This window comes from Coleofasciculus sp. F4-SAH-05, assembly GCF_040222985.1.
GTDB lineage: Bacteria > Cyanobacteriota > Cyanobacteriia > Cyanobacteriales > Coleofasciculaceae > Coleofasciculus > Coleofasciculus chthonoplastes.
In genome coordinates, this window is record NZ_JAVKBY010000265.1 from 1 (window position 1) to 13,747 (window position 13,747).

Consider the following 13,747-nt stretch of genomic DNA (forward strand, 5'->3'; position numbering starts at 1 on the left):
CGTGCCGAACAAGTTAAAAAACTGCCGCCGTACCTGATACTATTGTATAGTATTATTGGGTACTTAACAACTATTTTGTTTCGCTAACCCCATCTAAATCAAAGATTCTAGATAGGGACTGCGCTCAACTTTCGTTCAAAAGAGCGATCGCGCTCTACTGGGCTGCCGCAAAAACCTGATCAACAGTCAGCGTTAGGTTGGGTAAAGTGGGCGATATCAAGCGATCGCCTGCTCGAAATTGCTGTAACTCGTATTCCCCCTCTACCAATTGACAGACTGTTAAAGTAGGTTGTTTGGGATTGCCAATGAAGCGTCGCCCACCCAATGCAGCATAATCCACAATCCAATATTCCTGGATACCCAAGGCTTCATACTCTCCCAGCTTAATCAAGTAATCATCCCGCCAGTTGCTTGAAACAACTTCTATAATCATCTTGATCGATTTGCCCAGAGTGATGATAGAACCACTTTCCCAATCCGGTTCATCAATCAGTGCAGGTTCATCTAGGACAATGACATCTGGTTCATATCCAGAAGTACCATCCAGAGAACGGACAATGCATTCTTTAGGAATAAAATAGGGCAAGGAAGCTTGACGAATTGCAGTGCCTAGGTTGTAAGCTAAATCCCCTGACAACTTTGAATGCTTACCTCTCGGTTTTGGCATCTCAACAATTACCCCATGGTGTAACTCATAGCAGCATTCAGGGGTTTCTGGTAGCCACTCAATAAACTCATCAAACGTAATCGGCGGTTGCAAGGCTTGGATCATAGATTCACCTCGTTGTAGCTTTAGAAGTGTGCGATCGCGCACTTCTGCATGAACCGGATACTGGGCAACTTATGAGAGTTAGGGGTGATTTGGGTAAGATTAATTTTTGGGTTGGAACACCCTGCGGCTTGGGTTGTTACAGCTATTCACCATCACAAACAGTTTCCTAACTGTCTCCAGTTTAATCATCGAGGCATTATGCCAGATAGCCAGCCTATCATAGAGAAGACTCTCTTAAGATCAATGGCACTGAAAATTTGCCTTTTCGGATCGTCGAAACCCTGGATATACCGTAGGGTGGGCACTGCCCACCAGACTTAAGGAGTATGCCATTACTCTTAAGATGGATATAACATCACTTTCCCATGATTGCCCCTAGCGAGTTTCAGAGCTATCTAGAATGCATCCATTCCTACTACCAGAGGTGGTGGAAACATAGCGTTTTGACAGATATCGAGCGGGAGCAGTCAGATCCGTTCGACTTTAATCTGCGTGTAAAGGAGGTAAAACCTCAGCCGACTAGAGGGAGTTCATCTGAAAACTCTCCCGATATCGAGCCTACCTTACCAGTAATCCAAGCGCTTCAGCAGTATATTGCTGACAAAAAACACGTCTTTTTAGTTGGACAACCGGGAGCGGGAAAAACCAAAACGCTGCTTCGATACCTGCTGGAATTAGTAGAGCAAGCCAAGGGTGACTCATCAGCCAAAATTCCAATTCTAGTTCAGCTAAAAGACTATAAAGTTCCCTCGGATGATTACTCTGGGATAGTTCATCTCATTCGCAAGGATTTGGAAGAGAGCTGGGGACTTTCTCTAGAACTTGCGGAAATTCAACAGTATCTTTTCCAGGAGCCAATATTCTTGTTACTTGTGGATGGGTTGAATGAGCTGTCTACAAGTAAGGAAGCGTGGAAAGATATCAGGCAGTTTTGGGATAGGTGTCATAAAAGACAAATTTCTATCGTCTTTACGACGCGAGGTTTAGGATATCGGAATTTAGGTATAAAAACGCAACTAGAGATTCAATCAATCGCGCCCAAAGATAGACAGCGATTTCTTGAGGAACGAGTATTACCGGGTGATCGACAAAAGTTACAAGGATGGTTGAATCGCGCACGGCAATCAGACTACACACCTTTTGTTATGTGGATGCTGACTACAGTCTGTCAGCAAGTCAATTCATCCTCTCAATTAGAAAGCTTTAGCATAGGAGAAGCTTTTCGCGAATTTGTACGCCTCTATCAGGATAGACTCTATGAGGAAGGAAGGATATCAGATGAAGACGGTGAGGAATGGGTTCCTAGACTAGAGAATTTAGCCTCCGAAATGATGTCGGATGAAAGAGCCGAAAATTTTGTTATCTCCAGAGTAACTGCAATTGAAATTATAGGGTCAGAATCCTTATTGAATAATTTGATTCGGCATCATCTCCTGGTAGAGAGCAGAGGCAAAGGTGAGATTGTATTTTGTCATCAGTTACTTCAGGAATACTATGTAGCAGAATGGCTTCGTCGAAATTTGCCTGATTTTCTCAAAGATGAGAATAGTGGCAAGAGATTTCAGCATGATTATCTCAACTATCTGAAATGGACAGAGCCAATTGCCATTATGCTTGGGCTACCAGAAATTACTGAAACCCATGCAATAAAAATAATAGAGCTGGCACTAGATGTGGATTTGATGTTAGGTGTAAGGCTAGCGGGGGAAGTGAAACCGCAGTTTCAGGAACAAACCATTGAATTAGTGAGTGTAGCTAAATTATTCGATGAGGCAGAAGTTTCGGATTGGCTACAAATCGAGCTTGTGGGAAGGACACGCTCTAAGCTAGCATTGCCAAAGCTACGACAATTTCTGAAACACTCAAATATAGATATTGCCCAAAGAGCGGTTGCTTGGATAGGTTTTCTGGGGTATCAAGAAGCAATTCCAGAACTCCTTAAAGCATTGCGGCATTACTATCCTTCAGATGATTCGTCTGAAAGTGTCGAAATACCTTTCAAAGTGCAAGAGGATTTTATAGTTACTATTCGTGGAATGACTTATGAAACACTCAATAATCTCGGAGATAATGAAGCAATTGAAGCATGGTTGTTAGAACGCAATTCTAGAAAAGTTAGAGAGCAAGTAGCAGATGCACTAGGGAGATTTAACACAGAAGAGGTTATCCGAGGACTATTTTCATCATTGCACAAAGGCGTTAAAGCTGCGGCTGTTCCATTAGGGAAACTTGGCAAGCAAGAAGTTGTTCCAGAATTAATTGAGTTACTGCAAGATCCTAGTCAAATATCATCTAATAATAAAGTTATCGATACTCTCGTTTCTCTAGGTAATTTAGAGATAGTTTCACAACTTATCTCTATCCTTAAAAATATTAATGACTATAGCCATACAGATTTTTATTTTAAGAATAGAGTAGCAATAGTTTTAGCAGGAGTTGAACACCAAGCTATGGCTAGCTATCTGCCTGACTTAGTTAAGCTACTGCCAACTGAAGTGGGAGAGCAAGTATCTTGGGCAATTGATGCGATTCAATCACGCTATGGATTCTACAACTACGGAATTGATCAGCAAGCTAAGGAAGCAAATAATTTAGGCTTTGAATATGATTTTATCAGAGGTTTCTACGAAGACATAGATAAAGTAATCTATCAAATTCAAGAAAATCCTGAACTGCGCCAAAATGACACAGAAGACCGATTGACTATAGACATCGTGAATCAATTGCGTAATTTCGGGTATAATGCATCACATGACACGAAAAGCGGTGGTCATGTTGACATTACTGTTAGAAAGAATGGTTTTTTGTGGCTTGGAGAAGCAAAGATTTATAAAGACAACAATTATTTGTGGGAAGGTTTTCTACAGCTCACTACAAGATACTCAAGTGGCGATTCTAATCAAGAACATGGCGGTTTATTAATTTATATCCGTGATGAAGATGCCAGCTCAATCATGGAAAAATGGCAAAATTACTTGCTTGAAAAAAGCTTAGCAGATTATAGTTTTAGACCTTGCCACATTAGAAGCCTAGCTTTTATATCAACTCATAGACATGAACGATCAGGTCAAGCCTTTCATGTCAGACATATCCCAGTCATGCTTCATTTTGCGCCCAAGGATAGAAGTGGACGACGTAGAAAAGAATCACCTTAAACCCTACAAATTCAATTAAAAGCTTACCATGCAAATCACGATCGAAATTCCTGACGAAATCGCCAATCAACTACAACTAAAATCTGCCAACATTTCCAGCCGAATTTTAGAACTTATCGTGGCTGATAACTATCGCAAAGGACAGATTGGAGCCGCCCAAGTCCGCCAAATGCTTAACTTCTCATCCCGTTGGGAAACTTATGAATTTCTAAAGCGTGAAAAAGCCTATTTGCCCTACACTGAAGATGATTTAGAGCAGGATTCACAAGCGATTCGCAATGTTTTATCCCAAGAATGATTATTGTCTCCAATACCTCCCAAAACTGGCATCGTTTAAATGGAATGGTACTGAAATTTTGGTTGGTGGGCAATGCCCACCCTACGGTATATCATGATGTATATTAATGATGGAGGCGATCCAAAAATCCTGACTGGAGCGTGCCATTGAGCTTCAATATGAGTTTGTGTGATATTTTACGTTATTTAGTCACACATTAAGACTATAAGGAGTGGGGGATTGAGTCAAGATTCGGCTATCTCTACTCGCCAAATCGGGTGATGGCGATCATAATTGTTGAGTAATATAAAGAAAAAGCTAAAATGGGGAACCGTACCCCAGCAACTATTTTTTTGTAAACACTAGAACGAGAGGGAGAAGCCTAGCCGTGTCTGTGGAAACGATTGAGAAGCGTTCAACATCAACTGTTCGGAAACCCGCACCTCGCTATCGTGTTTTGCTCCACAATGATGATTTCAACCCGATGGAACATGTGGTGCAAGCCTTGATACAGACGGTACCGAGTTTGACTCAGCCGCAAGCTGTCAATATTATGATGGAAGCCCACAACTCAGGAATTGCTCTAGTCATTACCTGCGCTTTGGAACATGCAGAGTTCTATTGTGAAACCTTAAAGAATCACGGCTTAACCAGTACGATTGAACCGGATGAATAGGGAAACTTAAGCTCTGAAGATTTTGAGACTGAACCTCCCGAAATTGGCACAATACCCAGCACCTATGCGGCTGGGTTTGTTTGTTGTTACCTTAGGGTTATTTTGGTTACCGTTAGCCGCGCCAATCTACCTTTTAGTTGATGACTCAAACCTCGTCACTATTCTGACGATGGCGCTATTGTTTGGGGAATTTTTAGGGCTACTACACGTTTGGGGACAGTTCGTTTATGGAGAACCTCAACTGTTAAAGCAGTATGGGTTATACTCCTCTCGGCGCAATGGAATAGACTTGCTCAATGGGTTAAGTATTGGGCTGTTGTTTACCTTAAGTTTGTTTGCGTTAGAGGGGGGATTAGGGTGGCTAACATTTCAACATCCTCCAGAACAATTGAGGCGGATCATTTTAGAAGGATTAGTTAGCGCTCTGGGTATTGGCTTAGCGGAGGAGTTAGTCTTTCGGGGTTGGTTATTGGATGAGTTAGAACGAGACTATTCTCTCAAGATATCTCTTTGGGCAGATGCGCTAATTTTTGCCACACTGCATTTTCTCAAACCTCTCGGAGAAATTATTCGCACCTTACCAGGATTTCCCGGATTAGTGCTGTTGGGATTAACCTTAGTTTGGGCAAAACGAGGACAAGGGCGTTTGGGTTTACCCATTGGGTTACATGCGGGGTTGGTTTGGGGCTATTACATGATTAATGTGGGAGAATTAGTGCAGTATTCAGGTCAAGTGTCTCCTTGGATAACCGGAGTAGATGGAAACCCGATCGCGGGAGTCATGGGGTTAGCTTTCTTGATGGTGCTGGCTTGGGGGATCAGGGCGCGGGCTGTGAATTAAGCGATCGCGCCCTAGCGCCCCAGTTGCTCCTATTCTATGCCCGTCCGTTAATCTTCATCTAGATCATCATCTTCCTCGTCATCATAGTCATTATCATCAGCACCCATCAATTCAGTGATTTCCTCTTCATCATCACCGCTCTCCTTCTCGCTCGGATCACGCGCCAGCAGACGATTCGTTGCTTCTAACCACTCTAAAACTGAGGTTTCACGGGGAACGGAAATGACTGGAGCCAGTTGCTCACGAGATTCTTCACGCAAAGAAGGATTATACATAATAAATTTCAGTAAGTCGATAAAAATGATACCATATTTAACGGTGGATTGTCAGGACTACAGATGGTTAGCAAAGCCACGTTATTAGAAGCGATCGCGGGAAAAAATCGGGGGTTGTTGGCAACGGACACGGAAAAAACAGCGATTTTGGCAGCCGTTGCCCAAATAGAAGACCGCAACCCCACGCCACGTCCACTGGAAGCGCAGGACTTACTGGAAGGGAATTGGCGATTACTCTACACAACCAGTAGCGATTTGTTAAACCTGGGTCGGTTTCCTCTGTGGCAATTGGGTCAAATTTACCAATGTGTTCGCACCGCCGACGCGAAAATTTATAATATTGCCGAGGTTTCCAGTTTGCCTTATCTGGAGGGAATTATCAGTGTTGGAGCGCAGTTTGAAGCGGTTTCCGAACGCCGAGTTAATGTTAATTTTGATCGGTCTGTCGTCGGATTACAACGCTTAATTGACTATAAATCTCCGACTAATTTTATCCAGCAAATTGAAACGGGTAAAAAATTTAAGGCGCTTGATTTTAATATTGAAAGTCGAGAGCAACGGGGCTGGTTGGAGATTACTTATCTCGACGAAAATCTGCGGATTGGACGCGGGAATAAAGACAGTGTATTTGTCCTTACCAAACCATGAATGCTCAAAGTATGGCGGTTTCCCTAACTCGCTTATCCCAAGGACAACTCAATCTGTTAGAAACCTGTCCGCGTAAATTTCAATATATTTATGTGGATCAATGCGGAAGTCCTGTTTCACCGGAACAACAAGAACGTTTGACGTGGGGAAGTTACTTTCACCTGTTAATGCAACAACGAGAACTCGGATTACCGATAGACTCGTTGCTGAAGGATAATCCCCAACTCAATCATTGGGTGACGGCGCTCATGGATGCAGCACCAGATGTATTTGCCCGTCATGCTCAAACCTTTCGGGATGCTGAACATTGTCGCACGGTAACGATGCAAGGCTATTTACTAACGGTTATTTACGACTTATTTATTGAAGACGAAAAAAGCGCCCAAATTCTCGACTGGAAAACCTATCCTCTACCGACAAATCGTCATCGGTTAGCCAAAGATTGGCAAACGCGCTTATACCGATATGTTTTGCTTCAAACCAGTGATTATTTGCCTGATCAGATTTCGATGACGTACTGGTTTGTTAAGTCTCAACCCCGTCCCCAATGTCTTACGTTTGCCTACGATAGAGTACAACATGAAAAAACCAGAGCGGATTTAACGGAGTTGCTGACTCGGCTATCCGGATGGTTACACCGCTATCAAAATGATCATATCCCGTTTCCCCAAGTTCCCATATCATCGGGTAAATGCGGTAACTGTAGCTTTGCGGTGCGCTGTCAGCGAACTGGGGAAAGTGCTGTTGGTGATGGTGATTTATTGCCTGATTTAGCTGATATTGAAGAAGTATCGATTTAAGTCATTTGTCATTCGCTAGGGAACAGGGAACAGGGAACAGGGAACAGGGAACAGGGAACAGGGAACAGGGAACAGGGAACAGGGAACAGGGAACAGGGAACAGGGAACAGGGTAAGGTGATAACTCACAACTCCCCATCTTCCAGACGTGCCACCCGCGCACCTGGAGCCCCCCGGCTTCGCCACATCAAGGGTGATTCCGGATAATGGTTCGTTTATTAGTAGGTATAAACATAAAGCCCTTTAACTTGACGAAGTATTGGGGTTTTAAGACTAGCGGAACTAACGATAATCTAATGGTGCAAGATCTAATGGGCTAAATGATTGTAATCACTCTCTTGAAGAAATAAATGAGTATTGCATCTCGTACAAATAATTATTAAACCAGGCTTCAGCTTCTACCTGTTTGCATCCAGCTCTAATTTTTATAGAGACTGGAACAAAGCTGTTTGTAAATCTGCAAGGGTTATAACTTCAATGATTACAACCAATATCTGGCTTGTCTTTAGTGTTTACCTGATTTATGCGTTAATTAGTATTCCACTCTTTTTTATGACATCGGGCGGCTGGATGTCAATTTTTTTCTACATTGCATTTGCGGGATTGTTTTACATCACCACAACAATATTTTTGTTTTTTAGTGCAACGGCTCGGACAGCAAAGAGACGCACAAAGGTAAAAATTAAGCGAGGTGTTTTGTCAAAAATTATTGGGCTGCAAACGTTTGTCATTCTATTTAATTACGGAACCTGTGGCGATACTATCTGCTATCAAGGGTTTTTACCCAATCTTTTAGAAGAAGCGAGTTTTCCGGTGATTTTTACACCGCCATTTGTGGTGGTTTTGCTTGCCCTTCTGTTGTATTTAGCGTTTTTGTCGATGTTTTTATTGGATGTGGCTTAAGGCACTAGAGAGCAGGAGGAGCCATGTAGAGACGTGCCATGGCACGTCTGGAAGCTGGGGAAAAACTAAAGGTATAATTCTATGGAGGTTATTTAAAGACAAGACGAGCGAGATGAAACTAGGAATCGGACAGTTGACAAATAGCTTACTGTCTTTATTCCTGAAGTCAAACTGTCCATTATGCGATCGCGCCACGGATGCTGAACTTTGCCCCTACTGTCAGCGTCAGTTACAGCGCTGTCAACTGAAGCATCCGAGTCAATTTTGGCAAGGAGAGTTACCCGTGTTTGTCTGGGGACATTATGGCGGCACATTGAAACGGGCGATCGCGGCGCTAAAATATGAGAATCATACCCAGTTAGCTCGTCCTTTGGGATTCGGGTTGGGGGAAGCGTGGCTAAAATCTACGGCGGCGCGACAGAGAAAAAAGTTAACTGTAATACCCATTCCGATTCACCCCAGCAAACGACGACAACGAGGGTTTAATCAAGCTGAACTCCTTGCCGAGAGTTTTTGTCAATTTACAGGATATAATTATCAGCCCCAGGGTTTAGAACGGGTTCGGGAAACTGAAGCCCAGTTTGGCTTATCTGCAAAAGAGCGATCGCAAAATCTCACGGAGGCGTTTGCTGTGGGTAAGCGTTTTGGCAAACGTTCACATCATTCACCCGTACTGATTTTAGACGATATTTACACCACAGGCGCAACCGCCCGTTCAGCCACAGAAGTATTACGCCAGCAGGGAATCGCAGTATATGGTATTCTTGCGATCGCCTCGTCTAAACAGGGACGGTATTTGTAGGGGCGCACGGCGTGCGCCCTTTAACGTTGTGTGCCCTTTAACGCTGTGTGTTTTTCATGTCGAGGTTGATGGGCGCATATTGGGATTTATCGCCGCACACTGGGGAATGGGCGCATGCCATGGGAATGGGCGCATGCCATGCGCCCCTACGAGCGGGGTGGTTTCATTAGCATCAGCCGTAGGGTGGGCATTGCCCACCAGACTTAAGTTGTCGGTTGGGTTTCGACTTCGCAAGGAACCAACGGAATCTAGGGCTAAAGTTCCCTTACTACATTTGAGTCAATTTGTTAACAAAATTGATTAAATGTGACATTGAGTTAAACTCTGTTGAGAGCCGCTTTTTTGAGTTGTTTTTTCCGGTAGACTGAGCAAGATTGAGTCTATCACTAATATATGATTAAGGTGCATCAACCATGGGTACACCAACTTACGTCGCCCAGTTACTTCTAGAGATTGAAGGGCAGCCAGCGCCCCCAAGTTTAATGGAGGATATTCTGGAAGTTTGCGTGGAAGAAAGCCTGCATCTACCTGGAATGTTCACCCTAATAATCAATAATCCCTATTTTCCCGGTAGCCGTACCGATCAAACTTGGCAGCACCAAGACTTATTTGCTTTTGGCAAGTGGGTGAAAATTGGATTTATTTCCAGTACCGCCGCTACCCCTGAGTTTGCTCAACAGAAGCAAGGATATGTGCTGGAAGTGGAGATTACCGCTATGGAAACCCATTTTAGCGACACCTCCCAAGCACCGATAATTATTCGCGGTTATGATGTCTCCCATCGCTTGCACCGAGGGCGCTATAACCGCTCGTTTCAAAATATGACTGATAGCGATATTATTAAGAAAATTGCTGGTGAAGTCGGTATCCAATTGGGGACGATTGATGAGAGTAATATTCCCCATGACTATGTGTTTCAGGAAAATCAGACGAATATCGAGTTTTTCCAGGAACGAGCCGCGCGATTGGGTTTTGAACTGTTTGTTCAAGATGGTAAACTTTACTTCCGCAAACCTCAAGTGGGTAAACGATTAAGCCTGAAATGGTTAAAACAGATTCACCAGTTTCAGGTGCGGGTGACAAGTCGAGAACAGGTGAGTGAGGTGGAAGTGAGGGGATGGGATTATCGCCAGAAGCAAGCAATTGTCTCTACAGCTACAGCCCCCCAGGTTTTGACTCAAACGGATTTTGGTCAGGGGTGTAAAACGAGTCAGACATTTCATGGTCAGCCACCGTCCCCTAAGATGATTGTAGTAGACCAGCCGATGTTTCAGGCGAAAGAAGCAGAGGTGATGGCACAAGCTATCTGTGATCAACTGGCTGGGGAATTTGTCCAGGCTGATGCTAGAGGAGAAGGTAATCCAGAAATTCGACCAGGACGAGTGGTGCAACTGGAGGGAATGGGTAAATATAGTGGCGAGTATTATATTACCGAAACCCGGCATTTGTTGCAAGACCGGGTGTACATCACAGAGTTTACTGTGAGCAGTTTACGGGGTGAAAATCTTTGTACCTTATTCTCACCTCGAACTCACCCGGAACCGGGACAAACGCTGTTGGTGGGTATCGTGACGAATAATAAAGACCCGGAAAATATGGGGCGGGTGCGGGTAAAGTTTCCCACTTTGACGGAGGAACATGAAAGTAATTGGGCGAGAGTGGTGGGACATGGTATTGGCAATAATCGCGGGAATGATTGTCTGCCAGAAGTGAATGATGAAGTGGTTGTGGGGTTTGAGCATGGGGATATTCATCGCCCTTATATATTAGGTGGGGTATGGAATGGCAAAGATAAACCGCCCGAACATATTAATGATACGGTGAGCAATGGTAATGTGCGTTTGCGGACTTTTGCTACTCCCAGTGGGCATAAGCTACAGTTTGCCGAATCACCGAAAGGTGGGGTGAATGCGGGAATTTCTATGCAAAGTTCAGGGGGTAATCGTTTTTTAATCGATGATACGGCGAAGAAAATGGAAAGTGCCACTCCAGGGGGATGCAATGTGTCTCTTGATGATCAATTGAAATCGGTGGCAATGGATGCCGTAAAAAGCATCATCATAGGCAAGGTTACTAACTTTATCATAGGTAAGGCGGGAAAGCTGATTAATTTCTTCTGTCCCGGTTTAATCCAGCTTATATCGATGGATGTTACAGTAGAAACGCTTTCAGGTGGTCATTCGGTTCGTCTGTCTGATAAAAACAATAGTATTACGCTCAAGTCTAAGGGCAAGATCAAGATCGATGGAACAGCGGGTGTTGAGATTGTTTCTGATAGTGACATTTTTGTTAAAAGTGGTGGCAACATTTATCTGAATAAGGGTGGATCTAGCCAAGCCGGATCTACGGGGATATACTATGCGTAAGTCCGATAAGCTGCTATGAGGGGTAATATAATTTTAAACCATTGCTATGTAAGGGGTTTAAAAAAAATTCCGCGATTGCCATGGATAAAATATTGCATAATTTGAGCAGTTTATGCCCAATCATACCGTTGAGTGGCTTGACTAATGGAGGTGATAGATTGGAACATAAAATCTTGGGTATCTACCGATAATCTCTGAACAAAATCTGGCTTTCGTCATCAAGGTTCTGAGATTAATTAAAAAGTCGTTCGTGGAGGATATTGTTTATGCCACGGCAAGTATGTTCCGGTGCAATGTTGAGATGTAGTCTTGGTAGTAACCCAAGTTTTTTGACAGTCCAGCCTCATAATCGGGTAATCGCTACAAATCTGGCTGCGAATATCCAGGATAACAAGCCAGGAGTAAATTTCCAGCCTTTTGGTGTATGCGTTAATATTGGTGGATCATGCGTACCAGTTACTCCCCTCCCATGGAAGCCAGGGGGAAAACCTGTCAAAATCGGCAGTGTTGGTATCCTGACTCTTACTGAAACATGCACATTAATTTGTCAAGTTGGAGGGGTGATAAAAGTAACTGACCCTGGACAAAGCTGTGTCTATATTGATCAAATTACTAAGAGTGTTGAAATTCAAATAGTGAATGCTAATAGTGTTGCTAAAAATAAGAATGCCGATATCAAGGATGCAATGGTTCAGGAAGTTTTAAATAATGATGAAATGGCTAAGGAAGTTTTAAATTTATTCTATCCGGATTCTTCTCTACCCGAATCACTCAACCCGCAATTGCGCGAGCTTGCTGCTGTTATGCTCCGTAAAGCAATCAAGGGTTCCAATATCATGGATTACGTTCCACGTCCACCAGGTTTTCGCCCCGGTCTTACCTGGCTAGCAAAGGAACTTGTCCTATTTCTTCGACGTAAGGGTGGACGCAAAGGTATTTACGAAAATGTTCGCCAAACACTTGCTGCGGCACATCGCTCCGAGTTTGAATTGGCTAAGGCAGGAATAGGAATCTGATTTAAGGTGATATTGTTGTGAAAAGTGGTGGTAACATTTACCTGAATCGCAGCTAGTGGAGGATATTGTTTATGCCACGGCAAGTATGTTCCGGTGCAATGTTGAGATGCAGTCTTGGTAGTAACCTAAGTTTTTTGACAGTCCAGCCTCACAATCGGGTAATCGCCACAAATCCGGCAGCAAATATCCACGATAACAAGCCAGGAGTAAATTTCCCGCCTTTTGGTGTATGCGTTAATATTGGTGGACCATGCGTACCAGTTACTCCCCTGCCATGGAAACTAGGGGGAAAACCTGTCAAAATTGGCAGTGGTGGTATCCTTACTCTTACTGAAGCAGACACATTAATTTGTCAAGTTGGAGGGGTGATAAAAGTAATTGACCCTGGACAAAACTGTGTCTATATTAATACATATGCTAATGTCTACATCAAGCAAAATGCTAAGAGTGTTGAAACTACCAAAACACAGGAAACCACTAAGCAATGCCCAAAATCGTTGCCAGATCAAGTTCCTGAAGGATGGAGATCTTATGGTGACGGTAGTGTTTTTCACTGCGGCTACACAGGAATCGTTGAAACCGAAATCCCCACCCCTGATCACCTACAACTTGAATGTTTTTATGACGAGTCTGGACAGCTAGTTGATGAGAATCATGAGTTTGCTGGTTGTCGTGGTACACCTAATCAATATGATGCTCATGAAAGCCCAATATCTCACACATTCTTGGATAGTGGAGGAATTATACGCTCAGGTTTACCTGCATTTTTGGAGTCGCGTCGGCATGACTTGGTGAGTTTATGGAGAAAACTCAAAAACTGGACTTTAGACTAAATTTTGGGGTTTTCAAGAAACAAAATCAAAAGCAATAAAGCCTTGACCCCCAGAATCAGATTTAGTAAAAATGGGTATACCCAAAGAGGATATTATTCTCGCTTTACATCCCAGTTATAAACGTCCTTACACAGGCTACGGAGTCGTAAGCGTGCGATCGCCTCGTCTAAACAGGGACGATATTTGTAGGGGCGCACGGCGTGCGCCCTTTAACCCGGTGTGCCCTTTAACCCGGTGCACCCTTTAACCTGAAGTTCCCCTTTGACAAATCGCTACACCGTATGCATGTCCCGGCTTAGGGCGATTTGTCTTTCGGCTTCACTGGGTACAAATCAGGCTGACACCCAATAAATCTAAAGCCTTTCTTTGTACTGGAGTAGGTTC

The 13,747-nt window shown here is 43.6% G+C and carries 13 protein-coding genes and 1 pseudogene; 12 read left to right on the top strand and 2 right to left on the bottom strand.

Annotated elements, in window-relative coordinates:
- Positions 1-154 precede the first annotated feature (154 nt).
- Positions 155-772: a Uma2 family endonuclease gene (locus RIG27_RS32400; protein ID WP_446351163.1), complete on the bottom strand. Its 618-nt coding sequence runs from the start codon at positions 770-772 to the stop codon at positions 155-157.
- Between the two features lie 443 nt (positions 773-1,215).
- Here RIG27_RS32400 and RIG27_RS32405 point away from each other — a divergent pair, with 443 nt between their 5' ends.
- From RIG27_RS32405 to RIG27_RS32420, 4 genes are all read left to right on the top strand, one after another.
- Positions 1,216-3,927: an NACHT domain-containing protein gene (locus tag RIG27_RS32405; RefSeq protein WP_446351164.1), complete on the top strand. Its 2,712-nt coding sequence runs from the start codon at positions 1,216-1,218 to the stop codon at positions 3,925-3,927.
- Between the two features lie 28 nt (positions 3,928-3,955).
- Complete coding sequence (locus RIG27_RS32410) at positions 3,956-4,225, top strand: UPF0175 family protein (protein WP_446351165.1); 270 nt, start codon at positions 3,956-3,958, stop codon at positions 4,223-4,225.
- A gap of 367 nt (positions 4,226-4,592) precedes the next feature.
- The gene (clpS, locus tag RIG27_RS32415) at positions 4,593-4,880 is read left to right on the top strand and encodes an ATP-dependent Clp protease adapter ClpS (RefSeq protein ID WP_446348685.1); all 288 of its coding nucleotides are present in this window, start codon (positions 4,593-4,595) and stop codon (positions 4,878-4,880) included.
- Positions 4,881-4,944: 64 nt separating this feature from the next.
- Positions 4,945-5,721 (top strand): CPBP family intramembrane glutamic endopeptidase, encoded by a 777-nt coding sequence (locus RIG27_RS32420; RefSeq protein ID WP_446351172.1) that lies wholly within the window; start codon positions 4,945-4,947, stop codon positions 5,719-5,721.
- Between the two features lie 47 nt (positions 5,722-5,768).
- Here the strand turns inward: RIG27_RS32420 and RIG27_RS32425 are convergent, their stop codons facing one another.
- On the bottom strand, positions 5,769-5,996 hold the full coding sequence (locus RIG27_RS32425; RefSeq protein WP_446351166.1) for a DUF3134 domain-containing protein: 228 nt from the start codon (positions 5,994-5,996) through the stop codon (positions 5,769-5,771).
- 63 nt (positions 5,997-6,059) lie between these two features.
- On the opposite strand from RIG27_RS32425, the gene RIG27_RS32430 reads away from it, so the two are divergent.
- From RIG27_RS32430 to RIG27_RS32465, 8 genes and pseudogenes are all read left to right on the top strand, one after another.
- Positions 6,060-6,644 carry a PAP/fibrillin family protein gene (locus RIG27_RS32430; protein WP_446351167.1) on the top strand — a complete coding sequence of 195 codons (585 nt, stop codon included), beginning with the start codon at positions 6,060-6,062 and terminating at the stop codon, positions 6,642-6,644.
- Entirely contained in the window at positions 6,641-7,444 is an 804-nt protein-coding gene (locus tag RIG27_RS32435; RefSeq protein ID WP_446348693.1) for a PD-(D/E)XK nuclease family protein, read from the top strand. The genes RIG27_RS32430 and RIG27_RS32435 overlap by 4 nt, the downstream gene beginning before the upstream one ends.
- Before the next feature lie 476 nt (positions 7,445-7,920).
- Positions 7,921-8,346, top strand: coding sequence for a hypothetical protein (locus tag RIG27_RS32440; RefSeq protein ID WP_446348695.1), 426 nt, complete (start codon positions 7,921-7,923; stop codon positions 8,344-8,346).
- A gap of 112 nt (positions 8,347-8,458) precedes the next feature.
- Entirely contained in the window at positions 8,459-9,148 is a 690-nt protein-coding gene (locus tag RIG27_RS32445) for a ComF family protein (RefSeq protein WP_446351168.1), read from the top strand.
- Positions 9,149-9,561: 413 nt separating this feature from the next.
- Positions 9,562-11,514 carry a VgrG-related protein gene (locus RIG27_RS32450; protein WP_446351169.1) on the top strand — a complete coding sequence of 651 codons (1,953 nt, stop codon included), beginning with the start codon at positions 9,562-9,564 and terminating at the stop codon, positions 11,512-11,514.
- A 266-nt stretch (positions 11,515-11,780) separates the two neighbouring features.
- The gene (locus tag RIG27_RS32455; protein ID WP_446351170.1) at positions 11,781-12,530 is read left to right on the top strand and encodes a DUF4280 domain-containing protein; all 750 of its coding nucleotides are present in this window, start codon (positions 11,781-11,783) and stop codon (positions 12,528-12,530) included.
- 71 nt (positions 12,531-12,601) lie between these two features.
- On the top strand, positions 12,602-13,363 hold the full coding sequence (locus tag RIG27_RS32460) for a DUF4280 domain-containing protein (RefSeq protein ID WP_446351171.1): 762 nt from the start codon (positions 12,602-12,604) through the stop codon (positions 13,361-13,363).
- Between the two features lie 58 nt (positions 13,364-13,421).
- Positions 13,422-13,508, top strand: a pseudogene (locus tag RIG27_RS32465) (element excision factor XisI family protein); the annotation flags it as partial.
- Positions 13,509-13,747: the final 239 nt, after the last annotated feature.

Bases quoted from the DNA above. Each gene is read 5' to 3' on its own strand.
- RIG27_RS32400 (WP_446351163.1), bottom strand. From the start codon at position 772: ATGATCCAAGCCTTGCAACCGCCGATTACGTTTGATGAGTTTATTGAG.
- RIG27_RS32410 (WP_446351165.1), top strand. From the start codon at position 3,956: ATGCAAATCACGATCGAAATTCCTGACGAAATCGCCAATCAACTACAA.
- RIG27_RS32420 (WP_446351172.1), top strand. From the start codon at position 4,945: ATGCGGCTGGGTTTGTTTGTTGTTACCTTAGGGTTATTTTGGTTACCG.
- RIG27_RS32425 (WP_446351166.1), bottom strand. From the start codon at position 5,996: ATGTATAATCCTTCTTTGCGTGAAGAATCTCGTGAGCAACTGGCTCCA.
- RIG27_RS32430 (WP_446351167.1), top strand. From the start codon at position 6,060: ATGGTTAGCAAAGCCACGTTATTAGAAGCGATCGCGGGAAAAAATCGG.
- RIG27_RS32435 (WP_446348693.1), top strand. From the start codon at position 6,641: ATGAATGCTCAAAGTATGGCGGTTTCCCTAACTCGCTTATCCCAAGGA.
- RIG27_RS32440 (WP_446348695.1), top strand. From the start codon at position 7,921: ATGATTACAACCAATATCTGGCTTGTCTTTAGTGTTTACCTGATTTAT.
- RIG27_RS32445 (WP_446351168.1), top strand. From the start codon at position 8,459: ATGAAACTAGGAATCGGACAGTTGACAAATAGCTTACTGTCTTTATTC.
- RIG27_RS32450 (WP_446351169.1), top strand. From the start codon at position 9,562: ATGGGTACACCAACTTACGTCGCCCAGTTACTTCTAGAGATTGAAGGG.
- RIG27_RS32455 (WP_446351170.1), top strand. From the start codon at position 11,781: ATGCCACGGCAAGTATGTTCCGGTGCAATGTTGAGATGTAGTCTTGGT.
- RIG27_RS32460 (WP_446351171.1), top strand. From the start codon at position 12,602: ATGCCACGGCAAGTATGTTCCGGTGCAATGTTGAGATGCAGTCTTGGT.